This is a genomic window from Rugosimonospora africana (assembly GCF_016862975.1).
GTDB classification, from domain to species: Bacteria; Actinomycetota; Actinomycetes; order Mycobacteriales; family Micromonosporaceae; genus Rugosimonospora; species Rugosimonospora africana.
Genome location: NZ_BONZ01000045.1, coordinates 129,932 through 147,295 on the forward strand (window position 1 = coordinate 129,932; position 17,364 = coordinate 147,295).

At 67.9% G+C, this 17,364-nt stretch carries 19 protein-coding genes; 9 read left to right on the top strand and 10 right to left on the bottom strand.

Annotated features, from left to right (window positions below; translation table 11 throughout):
* Nucleotides 1-35: 35 nt before the first annotated feature.
* Nucleotides 36-716, top strand: coding sequence for a molybdopterin-dependent oxidoreductase (locus tag Raf01_RS24105; protein ID WP_203920254.1), 681 nt, complete (start codon nt 36-38; stop codon nt 714-716).
* A gap of 53 nt (nt 717-769) precedes the next feature.
* Here the strand turns inward: Raf01_RS24105 and Raf01_RS24110 are convergent, their stop codons facing one another.
* Nucleotides 770-2,041, bottom strand: coding sequence for a cellulase family glycosylhydrolase (locus tag Raf01_RS24110; protein ID WP_203920255.1), 1,272 nt, complete (start codon nt 2,039-2,041; stop codon nt 770-772).
* A gap of 492 nt (nt 2,042-2,533) precedes the next feature.
* Here Raf01_RS24110 and Raf01_RS24115 point away from each other — a divergent pair, with 492 nt between their 5' ends.
* The gene (locus tag Raf01_RS24115) at nt 2,534-3,682 is read left to right on the top strand and encodes a LacI family DNA-binding transcriptional regulator (protein WP_203920256.1); all 1,149 of its coding nucleotides are present in this window, start codon (nt 2,534-2,536) and stop codon (nt 3,680-3,682) included.
* Nucleotides 3,683-3,804: 122 nt separating this feature from the next.
* Here the strand turns inward: Raf01_RS24115 and Raf01_RS24120 are convergent, their stop codons facing one another.
* The 9 genes from Raf01_RS24120 to rnhA all read right to left on the bottom strand — a co-directional run bounded on the left by Raf01_RS24120 (nt 3,805) and on the right by rnhA (nt 9,424).
* Nucleotides 3,805-4,368 carry a dihydrofolate reductase family protein gene (locus Raf01_RS24120; protein ID WP_203920257.1) on the bottom strand — a complete coding sequence of 188 codons (564 nt, stop codon included), beginning with the start codon at nt 4,366-4,368 and terminating at the stop codon, nt 3,805-3,807.
* Nucleotides 4,356-4,862: an SRPBCC family protein gene (locus Raf01_RS24125; protein ID WP_203920258.1), complete on the bottom strand. Its 507-nt coding sequence runs from the start codon at nt 4,860-4,862 to the stop codon at nt 4,356-4,358. Before Raf01_RS24125 ends, Raf01_RS24120 begins: the two co-directional genes overlap by 13 nt.
* Nucleotides 4,859-5,233 (bottom strand): ArsR/SmtB family transcription factor, encoded by a 375-nt coding sequence (locus Raf01_RS24130; RefSeq protein WP_203920259.1) that lies wholly within the window; start codon nt 5,231-5,233, stop codon nt 4,859-4,861. The genes Raf01_RS24125 and Raf01_RS24130 overlap by 4 nt, the downstream gene beginning before the upstream one ends.
* Before the next feature lie 196 nt (nt 5,234-5,429).
* A complete protein-coding gene (locus Raf01_RS24135) occupies nt 5,430-5,855 on the bottom strand; it encodes an MmyB family transcriptional regulator (protein WP_203920260.1) in 426 nt (141 codons plus the stop codon).
* Nucleotides 5,856-5,878: 23 nt separating this feature from the next.
* Nucleotides 5,879-6,634 carry a DinB family protein gene (locus Raf01_RS24140; RefSeq protein WP_203920261.1) on the bottom strand — a complete coding sequence of 252 codons (756 nt, stop codon included), beginning with the start codon at nt 6,632-6,634 and terminating at the stop codon, nt 5,879-5,881.
* Between the two features lie 117 nt (nt 6,635-6,751).
* Complete coding sequence (locus tag Raf01_RS24145) at nt 6,752-7,129, bottom strand: GntR family transcriptional regulator (protein WP_203920262.1); 378 nt, start codon at nt 7,127-7,129, stop codon at nt 6,752-6,754.
* Complete coding sequence (locus Raf01_RS24150; RefSeq protein ID WP_203920263.1) at nt 7,126-7,854, bottom strand: hypothetical protein; 729 nt, start codon at nt 7,852-7,854, stop codon at nt 7,126-7,128. Before Raf01_RS24150 ends, Raf01_RS24145 begins: the two co-directional genes overlap by 4 nt.
* A gap of 325 nt (nt 7,855-8,179) precedes the next feature.
* The gene (locus Raf01_RS24155) at nt 8,180-8,569 is read right to left on the bottom strand and encodes an OsmC family protein (RefSeq protein WP_203920264.1); all 390 of its coding nucleotides are present in this window, start codon (nt 8,567-8,569) and stop codon (nt 8,180-8,182) included.
* Nucleotides 8,570-8,692: 123 nt separating this feature from the next.
* The gene (gene rnhA, locus Raf01_RS51260) at nt 8,693-9,424 is read right to left on the bottom strand and encodes a ribonuclease HI (RefSeq protein WP_203920265.1); all 732 of its coding nucleotides are present in this window, start codon (nt 9,422-9,424) and stop codon (nt 8,693-8,695) included.
* 167 nt (nt 9,425-9,591) lie between these two features.
* Between rnhA and Raf01_RS24165 the strand changes: the two genes are divergently transcribed.
* The 7 genes from Raf01_RS24165 to arfA all read left to right on the top strand — a co-directional run bounded on the left by Raf01_RS24165 (nt 9,592) and on the right by arfA (nt 17,328).
* Nucleotides 9,592-10,170: a carboxymuconolactone decarboxylase family protein gene (locus Raf01_RS24165; protein ID WP_203920266.1), complete on the top strand. Its 579-nt coding sequence runs from the start codon at nt 9,592-9,594 to the stop codon at nt 10,168-10,170.
* Complete coding sequence (locus tag Raf01_RS24170; protein WP_203920267.1) at nt 10,167-11,027, top strand: RNA polymerase sigma-70 factor; 861 nt, start codon at nt 10,167-10,169, stop codon at nt 11,025-11,027. The genes Raf01_RS24165 and Raf01_RS24170 overlap by 4 nt, the downstream gene beginning before the upstream one ends.
* Before the next feature lie 324 nt (nt 11,028-11,351).
* Nucleotides 11,352-12,569, top strand: a complete 1,218-nt coding sequence (locus Raf01_RS24175) for a LacI family DNA-binding transcriptional regulator (RefSeq protein WP_203920268.1) — start codon at nt 11,352-11,354, stop codon at nt 12,567-12,569.
* Between the two features lie 180 nt (nt 12,570-12,749).
* Nucleotides 12,750-13,907, top strand: a complete 1,158-nt coding sequence (locus Raf01_RS24180) for an ABC transporter substrate-binding protein (protein ID WP_203920269.1) — start codon at nt 12,750-12,752, stop codon at nt 13,905-13,907.
* A 58-nt stretch (nt 13,908-13,965) separates the two neighbouring features.
* A complete protein-coding gene (locus tag Raf01_RS24185) occupies nt 13,966-14,877 on the top strand; it encodes a carbohydrate ABC transporter permease (RefSeq protein WP_203920270.1) in 912 nt (303 codons plus the stop codon).
* A 76-nt stretch (nt 14,878-14,953) separates the two neighbouring features.
* A complete protein-coding gene (locus tag Raf01_RS24190; protein WP_239133861.1) occupies nt 14,954-15,787 on the top strand; it encodes a carbohydrate ABC transporter permease in 834 nt (277 codons plus the stop codon).
* Between the two features lie 32 nt (nt 15,788-15,819).
* Nucleotides 15,820-17,328, top strand: a complete 1,509-nt coding sequence (arfA, locus tag Raf01_RS24195) for an arabinosylfuranosidase ArfA (RefSeq protein ID WP_239133862.1) — start codon at nt 15,820-15,822, stop codon at nt 17,326-17,328.
* Nucleotides 17,329-17,364: the final 36 nt, after the last annotated feature.

Here is a 17,364-nt window from a genome sequence, read left to right on the forward strand (position 1 = left end):
CATAGAGTCGGCGATGACCGGAGGGGGTGGTCACGGTGGCGGCACACCAGGCCGGCGATCCGAACCCGCCGCGGCTACCGCCCGGACAGATCGCCGGCGCCACACTGCGCCGGTTCGGGCTGCCTCAGTTCGCGCCCGTCCTCCCGCAGTCGCCCACGTACCCGGTCATCACGGTTACCGGCGCAGTGACCCGTCCCACGCAGATCCCACTCGACAGTCTGATCGACCCGGACCAGCGGCGCGGACAACGCAGCGACCTGCACTGCGTGACCACCTGGAGTGTGCGGGACCTGTACTGGGACGGTGTGCCGTTCCGGACCGTTCATGAGGTGCTGGCCGCCCGGGTTGGCATCGCCCGGGCGGCCCGTTGGGTCACCGTCATCGGCTTGGATGGCTACCGCGCCTGCATTCGCCTCGATGACGCGCTCGCCGACGACGTGCTGCTCGCCGACCACCTCGCCGGTGCCCCTCTCGGTGCCGAGCACGGAGCTCCCCTACGCCTGGTCGCCCCGGCACACTATGGCTACAAGAGCGTCAAGCACGTGTGCGCGATCGAATACCGCCGCGACTACGACCCAGGCTCCGCACACTGGGCGGCTCACCCCCGAGGCAGGGTCGCGCGCGAGGAACGCAGCAGATATCTGCCTGGCCCGCTCTGGCGCCTGATCTGGCGCGCCGTCCTGCCAAAGGTTCGTCGCCTGTACGACCAACGATGAGCAAAGCGTTTGCCCGCCGCCCGAATGCACCCGACCGGGAGCTGTGGCCTGGGTCAGGGGGTGACGTCGATGTGCCATTTCGAGTAGACCCCGTACCTGGCCTGGTTGAGCGTGCCGTCAAGGTTGAGACAGCCGAGTCCCTGGGTGTCCCAGACCCACCAGGTGATGCTGATCCCCTGATCTGTCCCGCTGAAGGTGGGTCCGCCCAGGTCACCCCGGCCCCCGTTGACGTACGAGATGAGCCAGGTGGCCCAGTTCTTGGCGTCGTCGGTGACCATTCCCGCGCCGGCCTCACCGATGTAGACCGGGGCGATGTGCTCCGTGACCAGGTAGCCCCAGACCACGTTGAACCGCGCGACGGCGGCGGAGCCGGCGTCCGGGTCTATGTGGGCGACCTCGTACGGGTATTCGTGTACGGAGTAGATGACGCGGGCCCTCCCGGCATTGGCGTCGGACAGCACCACGGGCTCGGTCCTGACCAGGGTGAGGTCACCCTCGAATGCCTTCACACCGGTGCCTCCAGCGAACGAGCCACCGTAGTTCTGCGGCCCCTCGCAGATGATCAGCACTCCCGGGTCACGCGATTCGATGGCGTTGCCGACATCGGTGTACATCTTCTTGATGTCGTTGATGCCGCCATCGCCCCAGGTGCTCTCGCCCGAGTACGCCAGCGGCTCGTTGTCGATGTCCATGCCGACCACGGTGGAGTTACCGGAGTACCGGCTGGCCAGCGTTGCCCAGTCCGCCAGGAAGGATGACTGGGTGACGGTGCCCGGGTTTCCGCAGCCGTCCTCGTCGCCGAACGGGTTGCCCGGGCCGACGTCGTACCACAGCCCGTTGCCCTGCTGAGTCGTGCAGTCGCTGCCGGGCACGCCCTCGTCGCTGTGGTGCACGAGGATGACCTTGAGCAGTTGCGCCTTGGCGGCGGCGACGATCCCGTCCATGGCGGCCAGATACTGGGACGCATTGCTGCCGTGCAGGCTGGCGTTGTTCCAGCCGAGGGTCACGGTGTTGAACCCGGCGTTGCGGATCGCCTGCATGTTCGCGGCCGGCGTTGTGTAGGGCCCGGTCGCGTCGAGCGTGAACTGGTCGCGGCGGAGCAGGCCGTGCAGGCCCACGGGCGAGATGCGCACGGGCTTGCCCGTGCTGTCGACGATCTGGCTACCTCTCGTGCTCAGGTAGCCGGACGGCAAGAGAGCGCTGGCGGTCGCGGGGGTCGCCGCTGAACGGTCAGGCTGCGCGGCTGCCGTGGCCTCGCCGGTCAGCGGCAGCAGCAGTGCCAGTCCCATCGCGCATGATCCGCCGATGATCTTCTTCATACCCATCTGTGCTTGTCCCTTCTGACGCAGGGTTCGCCGCAGAGCAGAACGAACGGGCCTCGCGGGCCTGACGGGGAGCCGCCAAGCCGGCGGGCGTGGGATCAGGAACGGGAGTTGATTGTGAACGCGCCGGCGTGTTTCGGCACCGTAACGCTGGACCGGTTCGATGTCAATCGATGGCCGCGTCATGCGCTCGGTGGGCGGCGTGCGATGCCCCTGGGAGACGCCCGGCGTGGACCCCTGTGAGTACGCCTGGACCTCGCATAATAGCGGCGGGAAGGATTCTCGGACGCGAGCCGGCGGTGGAGGCCGGCCCCCGACTGTTCGCGACAGCCAGGCAGTCGTGCCGTCTGCCGTACGGCCCGAACCGCCGACTATGCCCGAGAGGTCCCATGAATAACTCATGATCAACGTCGAACCGGTCCAGCATTGCCCTATGGTTCAATGCTGAACCGGGAACCAGGTAGACCACAGCGAGGTCCACTGACCATGGCCAAGGTGACGATCCGTGACATCGCCCGTCTGGCAGGCGTGTCAAAGTCGACGGTGTCGCTCGTCCTCAACGGTCGGCCCCGCGTCGACCCCGAGACCCGCGCCAAAGTGTTGCAGGTGATGGCCGAGCACAACTACGTCCCGAGCGTCGCGGCCACTGCTCTGGGCAAGCGCGGGGGCAGCCCGTTCATCGGCCTGATCGTGCCCGGTCTGACCTGGCGCATCGTCGCGTCCATCAACTACGGCATCGCTTCCGTGGTGGAACGCAGCAAGTACGAAATCATCCTCTACACCAGCACCAACGACCGCGACTACAGCGGAGTCGTGGACCGCGTTCTCGGCGCCAACCTGGTGTCCGGCCTGCTCGTGGTCAACCACAACCAGCCGATGGAACCGCTGGTCGAGCTGTACGGCGCCGGACTGCCCGTCGTTCTCATCAACACGCTGGGCGTGCATTCCGACCTGCCGTCCGTCGAGTCGGACAGTTACGCGGGCGCGCGCAGCGCCGTCGCGCACCTGTTGGAACTCGGTCATCGGCGGATCGCGTGCGTCCAGGGGCCCCCGCAATTTCCGTGCTGCGTCAACCGCAACAAGGGCTACACGGACGCGCTGACACATGCCGGGATCGCGATCGACGCCGACCTGATCAGGCCGGGCGGTTTCCGGCCCCAGGACGCCTACCGGCACACGGTTGACCTGTTGTGCGGACCGGACCGGCCGACAGCCATCTTCGCGCACAACGATCCGATGGCCTACGCGGTTCTCGACGCCGTCGACGAGTGCGGGCTTCGGGTGCCGGACGACATCTCGGTCGTCGGGTTCGACGACATCGTGTCCTCGGCGCACGTGCGGCCTCCGCTGACCACGGTCCGCCAGCCGTTCGAGGAGATGGGCGCACAGGCCGCCGAGATGCTGTTGAGCGCTCTTTCCTACGAGTCGGGACCACCCAGGCACGTGCGGATGCCCACCGAACTGGCGATCCGAGCCAGCGCCGGCCCGGTCCCCCGCCGTCGACGGCGAGTGCCCAAGCAGCCTGCCGATCTCCACCATGCCATCGGTCCGAAGCTCACCGACGCGATGTACACCTCGGACGCGTCATCGCCGTCGACCGGACTCGATCCAGCCGGCACCTTGTCGACGAAGCCGTCAGGCTGATCGCCACGACACTGCGACTTGACGCAACCCGAGTACGTGATGGGCGACCTCATCGGGCCGAATCAGTCGTCAGCGCCCCGCCTGTCGTGCAAGCGCCGCCGGCGATCGGACACGGCTGTCGTTCACTGCCCGAGAACGCGGTAGCGGAGATGTACGACGCCGTTTCCGAATCGGCGCTCATCGAGGAGCTCAAGGTCGGCACGCACGCCGGTCGGCAGCCCCGGCTTGCCCCCGCCGACGACGACGGGCCAGACGAGCAGCTGGCACTCGTCGACCAGCCCGGCCTTGAAAGCCTGCGCCGCGAGGTTGGCACCTCCTACGGTGAGATCGCTGCTGGCCGTGGCCTTCAGTTCGTGTACCGCGGCGGGGTCGAAACGGCGTTCGAGTCGGGTGTCGGCAGTTGAGACCGCGGGAAGGGTCGCGGAGTAGACGACTTTGCTCGCCGCCTGCCAGGCGCTCGCGAAGTCGGCCATGAGGCCGGACTGCGCGGCCAGAGATGTGTCGGTCTCCCAGACGGCCATCGCCTCGTACAGGCGCCGCCCGTAGAGGAACGTGCCCACAGACCGCACGAGGTCGGTGGTGAACGCGAACACCTCGTCGTCGGGTGGGAACCAGTTGAAAGCGCCGCGTTCGTCCTCGATGTAGCCGTCAAGCGACACGTTCGTCACGTAGATCAGCTTTGCCATGCCTCTACCTCTCGATGATCAGCTGCAACAGCCTGGACATTCATCAGCGCGGCGTCCAGCTTGGTGAACGCTTGACGCCAACCCTCCTCGCTGGGGTGTGCCAGGCGTTCGGGGAGCCACTGGCGGATCTCCAGTCGCGTGCGTCCGTCAGCCTCGTCGTGGAACTCGACCCGGAGTCTCGTCTCGAACGGCTCGATGCCCTCCGGCAGCCGGCCACTGACGTGCATGACGCCTTCGAGCAGTTCACCGTCGGCGACGTCTGTGAGGTCGACGTGGATGTGCACGCGAAGGCGGGGGTCGGATGCATTGACCTCCGTCCACCGTTGATAGCCGCCGGGGCGCACGTCGAACTCGATCTCGTCGCGCGGCAGTGAGTTGCCGATCGGGCCCCACCACGCCGCCAGGTGGTCGGGATCGGTGAAGGCTCGGTAGACGAGCTCCCGCGGCGCATTGAACACGCGGGAAATGACGAGCTGCGGAATTTCGCTGTTCAATCGGACTCCCTGGGGTCGTCGGCCATCCGGTCCGTTGCACGTCCGGCGGCCTGCACCGCGGCGAGGTGGGCATCGAGGCGGTCGAGGGACGAGTCCCAGAACCGCCGGTAGCGCTCGATCCAGTCGGACGCCTCACGCAGCGGCGCAGCCTCGAGGTGGCTCGCGCGCCACTTGCCCGACCGCGACCGCGAGATGAGCGCGGCGCGTTCGAGCACTTTCAGGTGCCGTGACACCGCCGGCATCGAGATGGAGAGAGGCGCGGTGAGCTCGGTGACCGTGGCGTCGCGTGCGGCCAGCTCGGCGATGATCGCCCGTCGAGTCGGGTCGGCGAGCGCCGAGAACACCGCGCTGAGCTGATCGGTGCCAGCCATCGGAAGCTCCCTTCACTTAACCACCATGTTAAGCGTATGGAGAAGCGAGTGATGTTGTCAACGGATGAGTCGCCGGGCCGGCACGGTCCTGCCACCAGCGCTGACGCCTGCCGAACAACCTGCGGAAAGACGGTGTCCGCTTCTGTCCCGAGTCGCGAGGTCATGCCGAGAAGAGTGCGTCAGCAGGTTGGCGCGATCAGCCCGAAGCTCCGGACAGCAGCGCCAGCCTGAACCGGGTCTCGTCCTCGGTGTCCGGAGCCGTCGACAGTATGACGATCTTGCGTTCAGCGTCGCCTTCGGTCATGACGTCGCAGTCCACCGCGATCGGTCCCACCACCGGATGATCGACGATCTTGTGGTCCTCGCGGTGCGCGCCGACCGCGCCCGAGGACCACAGCTCGGCGAAGCGAGTGTTGCCCTTGCCGAGCGCTCGGATCAGTCCGGTCAGGCGCTTGCTCTGCCGGAAGCGTCCGGTGGCGCGGCGCAGATCCGACACGACGGCGGACTCGACCGCGTTCTGGGCCAGTGAGGTGACTGGCCAGTGCGACAGGCGTGGTCCCGCACCGTCGACCGGGAACGTGTCCCGGGCGAAGTTGCCGACCCGCCGCGCGGCTGACCGCACGGCGGCGATCCCGCGCACCCGGTTCAGGCGCCGGCCTCGAGCACGGCGAGGTCGCGTACTGCGTAACGGTGATGCTCGGCCTCTTCCTTGAGCACCACCTTGAGGCAGCGGCGCACGACGTACTCCTGGTCTGGATATGGGTCCGCCGGCTTGCGACCACACACCCGATCGAGCTCGGCCTCGGTGAGCCCGTCGACGACACGCCGCATCGTGGCCATGCGAGCCAGCCGCGGCGCGAGTACCTCGTCGAGCGTCGGGGTGGCTTCGAGAGTGAGCCCGAGCTTCGCCGCTGCGTCGGACGGCATCCCGCCGTGAGGAAGGCCCAACGGGTGATACGGCGCATCCTCCTCGAGCACGGCATTACCCAGCCAGGCATCGGCGGCCATCAGCAGGTGCCGTTGGGTCTCGACGAACGACCACTCGCCGTTGACCTGCTCGTGCAGTTTGGCCTCGGGCAGGAGCCTGGCGCGGTGAAGCGTCGCCTCCCATTGCGTCTCGATGGCATCCCAGGCAGCCCGGTAGTCGACGGAGGACTCGGCGTCACGCGCCAGCACCCGCGTGGGATGCTGCCGGTCGAGCTCGGCCTCGACGTAGGCAGTCACGTCGACGTCGTTGACAACGAGACGCTCGAAGGCGCCACCGAGGTAGACGTCGCCCCCATAGCAGTCCACGATCTTCAGGCCGCTGACCTCGCAATCGCGAATCTCAAGGCCGGCAAGATCGCATAGGTGGATGCGGGCACCACGGAACTGGTCACTCTGGGCGTACGCAGCAGGCATCGGGACAGCTTCCCGAATCCGTCCCGCCTGCGTCAACGCCGGGGTACGGCGCCGGGCTGTGAGCGGACGAGCGCGGATGGCTGGCGTGCGGCGGGTGCAGCGCCGACGTACGTGAGCCTAGCGGCCCAGCTCCCGAGCGACCGCCGACACGATCTGATCATCGTCCGCACCGAGCAGACGCGCCTCACGCACGAACGCGGCGGCGCGCTCGCGCAACGCCTTGGCCGGATCCGACCCTGGCGGCGGTCCCGCCGCGACACGAGTCCCGCCGCCCCGCCGGGAGACCACCATCCCGGCCGCCTCGAGTTCGCGGTAGGTCCGGGCGACCGTGCCGACGGCCAGCCCCAGGTCGGCGGCGAGCTGGCGCAGAGGCGGAAGGCGATCGCCGGGGGTTAGCACGCCGTACCGGATCAGGTCGACCAGTTGGCGGCGCAGTTGCTCGTACGGTGGCGTGGGGTCGTCGGTGACCACCGTCAACGCCGGACGATCGGTCACCGCGTCCGTGCCAGCAGATCGGTTCGGTCCGTCGGGGCAAGTACCGCGGCCACGCACCAGCCCACCATGGCAAGCGATGCGGGAGCCAGTGCGAGCAGGCCCCAGCCCATGACCGTCCACCACATCGGTGCGCAGGAGATGCCGAGCAGGCCACCGGCCGCCGTCAGGCTGACTCCGGCGAGCGGAATGGCGATGAGGACGCCGACCGCGCCGGTGACGACGCGGGCCGCGCGCTCGCGCAGCGCGTCATCGACCGCCAAATCGCTGGTACCGTCGGGTCGCGGTCGCCGGACGATGGTGCGCACGGCGACGTACGCCATCAGCAGGCCGACCAACACGACAGCCACCAGTCGACCGGTATAGAACAGGCCTGGCCACGGTCCGTCGCTCTCGAACGTGTCGAACGTGCACTGCCGGGCGAGCGAGCGCCCGGGGTGCCCCATGTCGTCGGGGGCACCGGCCGACGTCGTGGCAATGACCAGAACCAAGAGCACTCCGCCGCCCGCGGCGACCACCCGGCTGAGGTGGCGTGGCAGGTAGTCGCGGATGCGGCGGACTTCGACCGCGGCGGTCCGCGTCGGCCCCCGCGGGGGCCGAACCGTCAGCTCCCCGGTGAGTACGCCGATGAGTGCGCACAGCCCGAACAGCGGTGCTGCCATCAACAGCCCCATGCCGAGGTCGCCCGATCGCGCGGCGATGATGCCGACGATCACGCCGATCGTCACGCCCGCCCACCGCAGTACGGCTGTCCGACGGGCGACCCCCCTCGGGATGTCGCCCGTCGCAGCAGCCGGCTGACGAGGGACCCGCCGCATCACGAGTGCCACCACTACACCGCACGCCATCAGGCCGAACAACAGCGCCGGGATCGTCAGTACGGCCATGAATGCCCCCCCGTTGTATCAAGCGTTCGGCACAAGGAGGATGGACCACGGCAGGCACTTGTGTCAAACACCTGGCACATCTGAGCCGAGCCTGCACCGCTCGGACACCGCCCCGCAGTGTCGTTGCGCGTCAGTCCGTCAACCGACCTGGGCGCGTGGCGATGGTCTAGGTCCTGTCGACAGTGGTTCCAGCGCGAATCGCGCGCGGGATCTCTGCCACCTGATCCACGTGCTGCAAAAGACGCGTGAGTTCATCGGCAGACGCCGCCGAGTCCAGTTCGACGTGGTACGTGATGCCGGTCGAAGCCCAGGTCTGCTCGTCGAACCCTCCGGAGGCCGTTACTCGTACTCCATCCAACTGGATGTCGTCATCGCTGGCTTCCCTGTACAGGTCGTTGAGGACACAGCCCGCCGCGGACAGGTGCAACAGATGAGCGCCGGTAAAGGCCGCCTCCACCGTGACGCCTTCGGCCGTCCACCGGTGAGGAAAACGAATCGCTCCGTCATCGCCGGACCTCAAGGTCCCGGCACCGACCACGACCGTGAACTGCTCCACTCGCCGACCCCTTCGCTGGTTGCGCCTGACCGACCGTGCCATTGTGACCTCGCGGGCAGCGTCATCACCAGACCGTGAAGCATCCGGATCTGCCGCAGCCCGGGCGCGCGGCGGTGCGCGCGCTCAGCGGTCGGAAACCTCGACAGTCGTCACGTGTTCGTGGGCCCGGCAACGGCCGCCGCCGGTGGCGACGCCGCACGATGTCCCGCGTTTCGTCGGAGCGCCGCAGAGCACGGCGGGGTCATGGACGTGGCAGAAGCCGGACGGTCGGGCAGTGATCGGGCAGGGCTTGCCGACCTTCGTCTTGGCCCGACACCGAGGCCCATCGTTGGTCACCGACACCCGCGGTGCGGCTTGACGGCGCGGCTCCGGCAGCGGCGGCACCGAGACGCCGGCGGCCTCCAGCGCCTCCCGCTGGCCGCGAGCCGCTAGCCGGTCGGCGCGTTCGTTCTCCACATGGCCGGCATGGCCCTTCACCCAGTGCCAGACAACCTCGTCGTGGCGGGCAACCGCGGCGTCGAGTTCCCGCCACAGGTCCGCGTTCTTGACCGGCTGGCCCTCCCTGGTACGCCAACCGTTGCGCTTCCAGTTCGCCACCCACGACGTGATGCCGTTGCGCACGTACGTGCTGTCGGTGTGCAGGTCGACGACCGACGCACGGGTCAGTGCGGTCAGCGCCCGGATGGGGGCGGTGAGCTCCATCCGGTTGTTCGTCGTCGGGGTGGACTCACCGCCGCACAGCTCCTTCTCGACCTCGCCGTAGCGCAGCAGCGCGCCCCAGCCGCCCGGCCCTGGGTTGCCGCTGCACGCACCGTCGGTCCAGATCTGCACCCGCGCCGTGCCCAATTCCGCCACCCTGACAACCTACCGTGCCCGTTCGGTCGGTTTCCTCGCCAGCACGCCGTCAGGCTCGCGCCTCGTGGATGCCACTCCCGGGCGCTCAGGCTCTTCGCAACGGTGTCACGCTTCCGGTACCGGCGGTGTCTTCATGCCCGTACAGGCTAACGTCCAAGGAGGACACCATGGCGCCACGCGTTCCGAAGGCAGAGCTCCCCGCCGAACTCAGGCAGGCCCTGATCAAGCAACTCGGTTCTGTGCCCGAACCCATCGAGGTGATGTACAACAATCCCGCGGTGTCCGCCGCCAGCCAGGAGTACTCGGCCAAGGTAGCCACGTGGAACGCAGTCGACGACAACCTCAAGACCCTCACGCACATGGTCGTCGCGGTACAGGTCGGTTGCAGTTGGTGCCTCGACATCAACTACTTCTTCGCACTGAACCAGAACCTGGACCTGAACAAGGCCAGCCAGGTGCCGCGTTGGCGGGACTCGGACCTGTTCACGCCGTTGGAACGCGACGTCCTGGAGTATGCCGAGGCGATGACCAACACGCCGACGACCGTCACCGATGAACTGTCGGCGAGCCTGCAGCAGCAGCTAGGCCCGGCGGCGCTGGTCGAGCTCACCGTGTTCATCGGCTTCGCGAATCTGTCGACCAGGTGCAACACGGCGCACGGGATCACGTCCCAGGGCTACTCCGATGCCTGCGAGATCCCCCTGGCCAAGCGCGCCGAGAACACCGAACCACTGTTGAGTTCATGACCGACGACCCGTTCGTCGCCCACCGCAGCCTGCTGTTCACGGTCGCCTACCAGCTCCTGGGTTCGGCGGCCGACGCGGAAGACGTCCTGCAGGACTCCTGGCTGCGGTGGGCCGACGTCGACCACACGCAGGTGAACGACCCCCGGGCGTACCTCGTCCGGATCGTGACAACGCAGGCACTCAACCGCATCCGAACGCTGTCCCGCCGCCGAGAGGACTACGTCGGCCAATGGCTGCCGGAACCGCTGCTGACGAGCCCGGATGTGGCCGATGATGTCGAACTCGCCGAAAGCGTCTCGATCGCGATGCTGACCGTTCTGGAAACGCTCACACCAGTGGAACGGGCGGTGTTCGTGCTCCGCGAAGTCTTCGACATGCCGTACGGCGAGATCGCCGAAGCCGTCGGGAAATCCACGGTCACGGTACGGCAGATCGGGCGGCGGGCCCGCGAACATGTTGCGGCCCGGCGACCGCGGATGCAAGTGAGCCGGTCGGAGCAGCAGGCTGTGGTGGAGCGGTTTCTGGCCGCGCTGCGAACGGGACGGTTAGAGGAGTTGATGGAGGTCATGGCGCCGGACGTGGTTCTGATCGCCGATGGCGGCGGCGTCGCGGCCGCGGTTCTGGCCCCCGTCCACGGGGCCGAATCGGTGGCGAAGGTGCTCACGCGCTCGAGCCGAGCCGAGTTCGTGCTGACGACCACCTGGCTCAACGGTGCGCTCGCGGGTCGGATCGAGGTCGCCGGCGAGCCGGCCGCGGTGAGCCTCCTGGTGGAGGACGGGCAGGTCACCCAGATCTACCTGATCCGCAACCCGCGAAAGCTGACGCGGCTGGATGCACCAGCGGACCTCGCCAGGTAGGCCCACCGCTGCGGCGATCATCAGGGCTGCGCCGGCGAACTGCTCTGATCACGAGTTTGCGGTCCGCGTCTCGGCTCGATCGACGCTCAAACGATTCAGCATCGCCGGGGCTCGACGTCCGGCCATTCGTGGTCAAACCACCGAAGCCTCCGTACCGCGTCGGCCGGTTCGCCAGATTGACCAGCTCAGGCTATTGACGCCGTAGTCAACGTCACTTAGCGTCCTTCGTGCTCAAACGTTAGAGCAGTCGACGGAGACGACCAGCACCTCACATCGCCTGCTCTAACGCTTCAGCACCAAGCGACCGCTGAGGAAGGACACGCGATGTCCAGCGACGTGCACCGCCAGGGCGAGGCCGCGGACGGCACCGTGAAGCCGCGCGTCCGCCGTGCGGACCCATCCGGCGCCGCAGCGTCCCCCGAGACGGGCGCACTCGTGCCGCCGGCCCGCTCGCCAGTGGAACCGACCGACGAAGCCAGCCGCGCTGCGGTCACGGCACCCGGCGCGCCGGCCCGACCACAGACGGTGACGTTGAAGGACGTGGCCAGGGCCGTCGGGATCTCGCAGAGCGCCGTGTCGATGGCGCTCGCCGACAGCTCACGCATCAGCCCGGCCACCAAGGACGCCGTGCGCGCGGCGGTCAAGAGCCTGGGCTACGTGCCGAACTCGGCCGGCCGAGCGCTGCGCGCGGGCCGGGCCGCCTCGATCGCCGTGGTCGTTCCGAACACCGGACAGCACATGTTCGGTCACCCCTACTTCATGCATCTTCTCGTCGGGGTCACCGCCGCCGCGAACGCGCACGACGTGGCGCTGATGATATCGACCAACCCCGACGAGACGCACGGCGTCGCCGCGTACGAACGGGTGCTGCGTTCACGGGCGGCGTCCGGCGCGATCGTCGCCTCCGCCTCCATCAATGACACGAACGTCAACCGGATGGTCGACGCGGCGCTTCCGGTGGTGCTCATCGGCCGGTACCCGCAGCTGCCGCACGCGGTGAGCGTCGGCGTCGACGAGGTGGCCGGCGCCATGGCGATCACCCTGCACCTCGTGCAGCAGCACGGCCTGCGCCGCATCGCGCACATCAGCGGGCCGCTGGACCATCAGCCAGCGATCGACCGCTACGAAGGATTCACCCGGGCACTGGCCGAATCGGGTCAGCCGTGCACGCACACGCTCGCGGTCGGTGACTTCAGCGAAGAGTCGGGCCGCGCCGCCGCTCGCCAGGTGCTGGACACCATGTCCGACGTACAGGCGATCTTCGCGGCGAACGACGAAATGGCCTACGGCGCGCTGTTGGAGCTCCGCTCGCGGGGGCTGCGGGTACCCGAGGACATCGCGCTGGCCGGCTACGACGACTTCGGCATCTCCCGGCTCGTCACCCCCGGACTGACCACGGTGCACGTCCCCGCCGAGGCCCTGGGCCAGCGGGCCGCCGCGCTGCTGTTCGACCTCGTCGAGGGCACCACGCCGGTACGGACACACACGGTTCTTCCCGCCGAGATCGTCGTCCGCGATTCCTGCGGCACCCATCCTGCTTGACACCGCCACCACACGACGCCACACCAACACACCCTCGAAAGTGGAGCGATCTGCATGTTATTCGCGCATCGCCGAGCGGTCCCCGTGGCCGCCGCCATCGCTGCCATCGCCGCCCTGCTCCTGACAACCGCATGCGGCAATGGGTCCTCCGGATCCTCGGGAGGAGTCGTTCACCTGAGCATGCTCACCGGGTTCACCGGACCCGACGAGCCCTCTTACCAGACGCTGGTCAAAGAGTTCAACGACACGCACCCCGACATCCAGGTCACCATGACTGTCGAGCCGTGGGCCACGGTCGGGCAGAAGCTGCCGGCGTCCTGGGCCACCGGCCAAGGCCCCGACCTGGCCACGCCGAGTTCCGATCCAGGGTCGATCTTCAGCTACATCAAGACGAACTCGGTGCTGCCCCTGGACCCCGCGGTGGGTTCCGGAGCGGACCAGATCGACTCGGCGGCCTTCCCGCCGTCGGTCAAGGCCGCGTTCACCGTCGGCGGGAAGCTCTATGCGGTCCCGGCGAACATGGCCACCCTCGCGCTCTACTACAACAAGGACATGTTCGCCGCCGCCGGCATTTCCACGCCGCCGACGACCGAGGATGACCTCATCGCCGATGCCAAGAAGCTGACCATCGGCGCAGCGGGCAAGCCATCGCAGTACGGGATATCGCTGGCGGACAACAACACCATCCAGATGTGGCCAGTTCTGCAGTGGATGAGCGGTGGCGACATCCTCGACAGCAACAACTGCGCCGCCGTCAACAGCGCCGCCAGCGTCTCGGCTCTGACCACCTGGAGCCAACTCGTGGCCAAGGACCACATCAGCCCGGTCGGCCAGGCCGGAGCTGACGCCGACACCCTGTTCGCCTCGAAGAAGGCGGCGATGGAGATCAACGGGCCGTGGGCCGCTGCCGGCTTCAAGTCCGCCGGCATCAACCTGGGCATCGCCCAAGTCCCGGTCGGCTCCGCTGGCCCGGTGACACTTGCCTCGACGGTCCCGCTGATGATCGAGCGGACCACCAAGCATCCCGCCCAGGCGAAGACCTTTCTCGCCTGGTACACGAGCAAGACCGCGCAGGAGAAGTTCTCCCAGGTCTCCGGCTTCCCGCCGGCGCGTACCGATCTAGGCAACAGCACCGCCGGCGACCCTGCGGTGTCGGTCTTCGCCCAGGCGCTGCCGCACGCGAAGCTCTACCTCGCCGGGCAGAGCGTCGCCTCTCAGATCGACTCCGATGTCTACGTTCCGTTCATTCAGAAGATCGAGCGAGGCGCCGGCGTGCAGTCCGCGGCCGACGACGCGGCCAAACAGATCAACAAGCTGACCGGCTGCAAGCAGAACTGACGATCCCCGTCGGGCCGGGACGCGACGCACCGCTCGCGTCCCGGCCGGGAGGAGCACCATGACGACCAACCGAATACCCACCGCGCAGCCCGCGCGGCGTCGATCGGCGCGGCGCTTCAACAGCGCGTACCTGTTCATCGCCCCCAGCCTCGTGCTCATCGCGGTCTTCATCGCCGAGCCGATCGTGCAGTCCGGCTGGATGAGCCTGCACGACTGGATGGTCGGTGAAAGCAGCCACCGGTTCGTCGGCTTCGCCAACTACACCCGACTGTTCCACGACTCCCGGTTCTGGAACGCGCTGCGCGTCACCGTCGTCTACACGCTCGTGGTGTCGGTCGGACAGGTGGTGCTGGGATTGGCCATCGCCTCCCGCCTGCGCCGGACCACCTGGTACTCCACGCTGCTGCGCACCGCGTACTTCTTTCCCTTCATCGCGTCGCTGGTCGTCGTCGGCATCATCTGGAAGTTCCTGCTGGACCCTCAGGTAGGGCTGGTCGACGCGTGGCTGGCCGCGGTCGGCGTCTCGCCACCGGCCTGGTTGCAGTCGACCGCGCTGGCGCTGCCGACGGTGATGGCCGTCGGGATCTGGAAAAACGTCGGCTTCACCATGATCGTGCTGCTGGCGAGCATGCAGCAGGTGCCCCGCGACCTGTACGAGGCGGCGGCGCTGGACGGAGCCGGCGCGTGGCGCCAGTTCCGCAACGTCACCCTGCCGGCGCTGCGGCCCGCCCTGCTGTTCACGACGGTCATCGCGACCGTGAACGGCCTGCAGTTGTTCGACCTGGTGTTCTCGATGACCAGCGGCGGCCCGATCTTCCACACCGAATCCGTCGTCATGTACCTGTACCAGAAGGGGTTCGTGGAGTTCCAGATGGGCTACGCAAGCGCCATTGCCTGGGTGCTCTTCGTGATCATCCTGGGCATCTCGGCGGTCCAGCTGCGAGTGCTGAGGTACCGCGATGTCGACTGAGACCGTGACGTCCCTGCGTGCGACGGGCGCACGGCCGCCCCGACGCGCGCGTGGGACGGGAGGGCGTGCGACCGCAGTGCGCGCCGCCGGTGCCGCCACCCGCGCCGGCGCCGCCCTGTCCTGGGTGGTTATCGGCGTCGGTGGCCTCGCGATGCTGGTGCCGTTCCTCTGGATGCTCGGCGTCGCCTTCCGCACCAGTCCCGACCTGTACGCCGATCCGGCCCGGCTGTGGCCGGTGCACTGGACGTTGCACGGGGTGCGCGCCGTCGTCGACCAACTCCCGTTCGGCCAGCTCATCCTCAACACCTTCGTCTTCGCCGGCGGCGCGACGCTGCTGTTGCTGCTGTTCGACTCGATGACCGCATTCGCCCTGTCACGGCTGCGGTTCCGCGGGCAGAACGCGGTGTTCGTGCTGATCCTGGCCACCCTGATGGTGCCCTTCCAGGTGACCGTGGTGCCGGTTTTCCTGACCCTGTTCCACCTCGGCTGGCTCAACTCGTACCAAGGACTCATCATCCCCCGGGCGACCAGCGCACTGGGTATCTTCCTGCTGCGACAGGCGTTCCTTTCGCTGCCCCGTGAGCTCGACGACGCATCACGGATCGACGGTGCGGGCAACCTCACGCTCTACTGGCGCATCATCCTGCCCAACGCGAAGCCGGCCCTCGCGTCGCTGTTCATCATCCAGTTCGCCGCGCTGTGGAACGACTTCCTGTGGCCGCTGGTGGTCACCAACGACGTGCACATGCAGACCCTGCCGGCCGCGCTGACGCTGTTCTCCAGCCAATCCGGAGTGGACCACGCCGCACTGATGGCCGGCGCCGCGATCTCCCTCGCCCCGCTGGCCATCGCCTTCATCGCCTTGCAGCGCTACTTCGTCCAGGGTGTCGCCAACAGCGGCATCAAGTGACCACAGTGATCGAACAGAAATCGGAGACAGGTGTGTTCACCTGCACAGCAACCATCGACCCGGCCTTCGTCATCGCACCGGTTCCGCACCGCCTGTTCGGCTCCTTCGTGGAGCACATGGGCCGCAGTGTCTACGGCGGCATCTATGAACCGGGGCACCCGGAAGCCGACGTCAACGGTCTGCGGCTGGACGTCGTCAAGCTCACCAAGGAGCTGGGCGTCAGCGCCGTGCGGTACCCCGGCGGCAACTTCGTGTCAGGCTACCGGTGGGAAGACGGGGTCGGCCCGCGCGAGCAGCGGCCGGTCGCGCTCGATCTGGCCTGGCGATCGCTGGAGCCCAACACCTTCGGTCTCAACGAATTCATGACCTGGGCACGGCAGACCGAAGTCGAACCCATCATGGCGGTGAACCTCGGTACCCGGGGCGTCGAGGACGCCTGCAACCTCCTGGAGTACGCCAACTTCCCCGGCGGTACCCGCTACTCCGACCTGCGCATCGCCCACGGCGTACGGGAACCGCACAACATCCGCACCTGGTGCCTCGGCAACGAGATGGACGGCCCCTGGCAGATCGGCCAGAAGACCGCCACCGAGTACGGCCGGCTGGCAGCCGAGACCGCGAAGGCGATGCGCCGCGTCGACCCGGACATCGAGCTGGTCGCCTGCGGCAGCTCCAACGAGCGCATGCCCACCTTCGGCTCCTGGGAGGCCACCGTCCTCGACGAGGCGTACGACGTGGTGGACTACATCTCCCTGCACGCCTACTTCGAACAGCACGGCGACGACCGCGTCGGCTTTCTGGCCTCGGCCGACACGATGGACCGCTTCATCGAGGGAGTCATCGCCACCTGCGACCACATCGGAGCCAAGAAGCGGTCCCGGCGCAGGATCAACCTGTCGTTCGACGAGTGGAACCTGTGGTACGAAAGCCGGTTCGTCGGCCAGGACCGCCTCGACTGGGCCCGCGCGCCGCGCCTGATCGAGGACGAGTACACCGTGGAGGACGCGGTCGTGCTCGGCAACCTGTTGATGAGTCTGCTCAGACACAGCGACCGGGTGACCATCGCGTGCCTCGCCCAGCTCGTGAACGTCATCGCGCCGATTCGCACCGAACCCGACACCGGTGCCTGGCGGCAGACCATCTTCTACCCGTTCGCGCTGACCGCCCGGCACGCACGCGGCGAGGTGCTTCGGGTCGCGGTCGACTCCCCCACGCTGTACTCCAGGACGCTCGGCGACGTGTCCGCCGTGGATCTCACGGCGACGCGGGAGCCGGACAGTGGCGACATCGCCGTGTTCGCGGTCAACCGCGATGAGCACCAGTCGGCCCGGCTACGGCTGCGGATGGGCATCGACGGCGCGCACGAGGTCGTCGAGCACGTCGTGCTGGGCGGCGATGACCTGCTCGCGACGAACTCCAAGGAGACGCCCGGCCGGGTCATCCCGCGGTCCAGCACCCGGCACGGAATCGAGGACGGCTTCCTCGACGTGGAGCTGCCACCGGTGTCCTGGTCGATGATCCGCACGACGCCCATCCGGTGACGGCCGACACGGTCGGAAAGTGCCGGCGAACGTGCG

Excerpts from the sequence above, each read along its gene's own strand:
- Raf01_RS24110 (WP_203920255.1), bottom strand. The coding sequence starts at position 2,041 with ATGGGTATGAAGAAGATCATCGGCGGATCATGCGCGATGGGACTGGCA.
- Raf01_RS24120 (WP_203920257.1), bottom strand. The coding sequence starts at position 4,368 with ATGGCAAAGCTGATCTACGTGACGAACGTGTCGCTTGACGGCTACATC.
- Raf01_RS24130 (WP_203920259.1), bottom strand. The coding sequence starts at position 5,233 with ATGGCTGGCACCGATCAGCTCAGCGCGGTGTTCTCGGCGCTCGCCGAC.
- Raf01_RS24140 (WP_203920261.1), bottom strand. The coding sequence starts at position 6,634 with ATGCCTGCTGCGTACGCCCAGAGTGACCAGTTCCGTGGTGCCCGCATC.
- Raf01_RS24165 (WP_203920266.1), top strand. The coding sequence starts at position 9,592 with ATGGCGCCACGCGTTCCGAAGGCAGAGCTCCCCGCCGAACTCAGGCAG.
- Raf01_RS24170 (WP_203920267.1), top strand. The coding sequence starts at position 10,167 with ATGACCGACGACCCGTTCGTCGCCCACCGCAGCCTGCTGTTCACGGTC.
- Raf01_RS24175 (WP_203920268.1), top strand. The coding sequence starts at position 11,352 with ATGTCCAGCGACGTGCACCGCCAGGGCGAGGCCGCGGACGGCACCGTG.
- Raf01_RS24180 (WP_203920269.1), top strand. The coding sequence starts at position 12,750 with ATGCTCACCGGGTTCACCGGACCCGACGAGCCCTCTTACCAGACGCTG.
- Raf01_RS24185 (WP_203920270.1), top strand. The coding sequence starts at position 13,966 with ATGACGACCAACCGAATACCCACCGCGCAGCCCGCGCGGCGTCGATCG.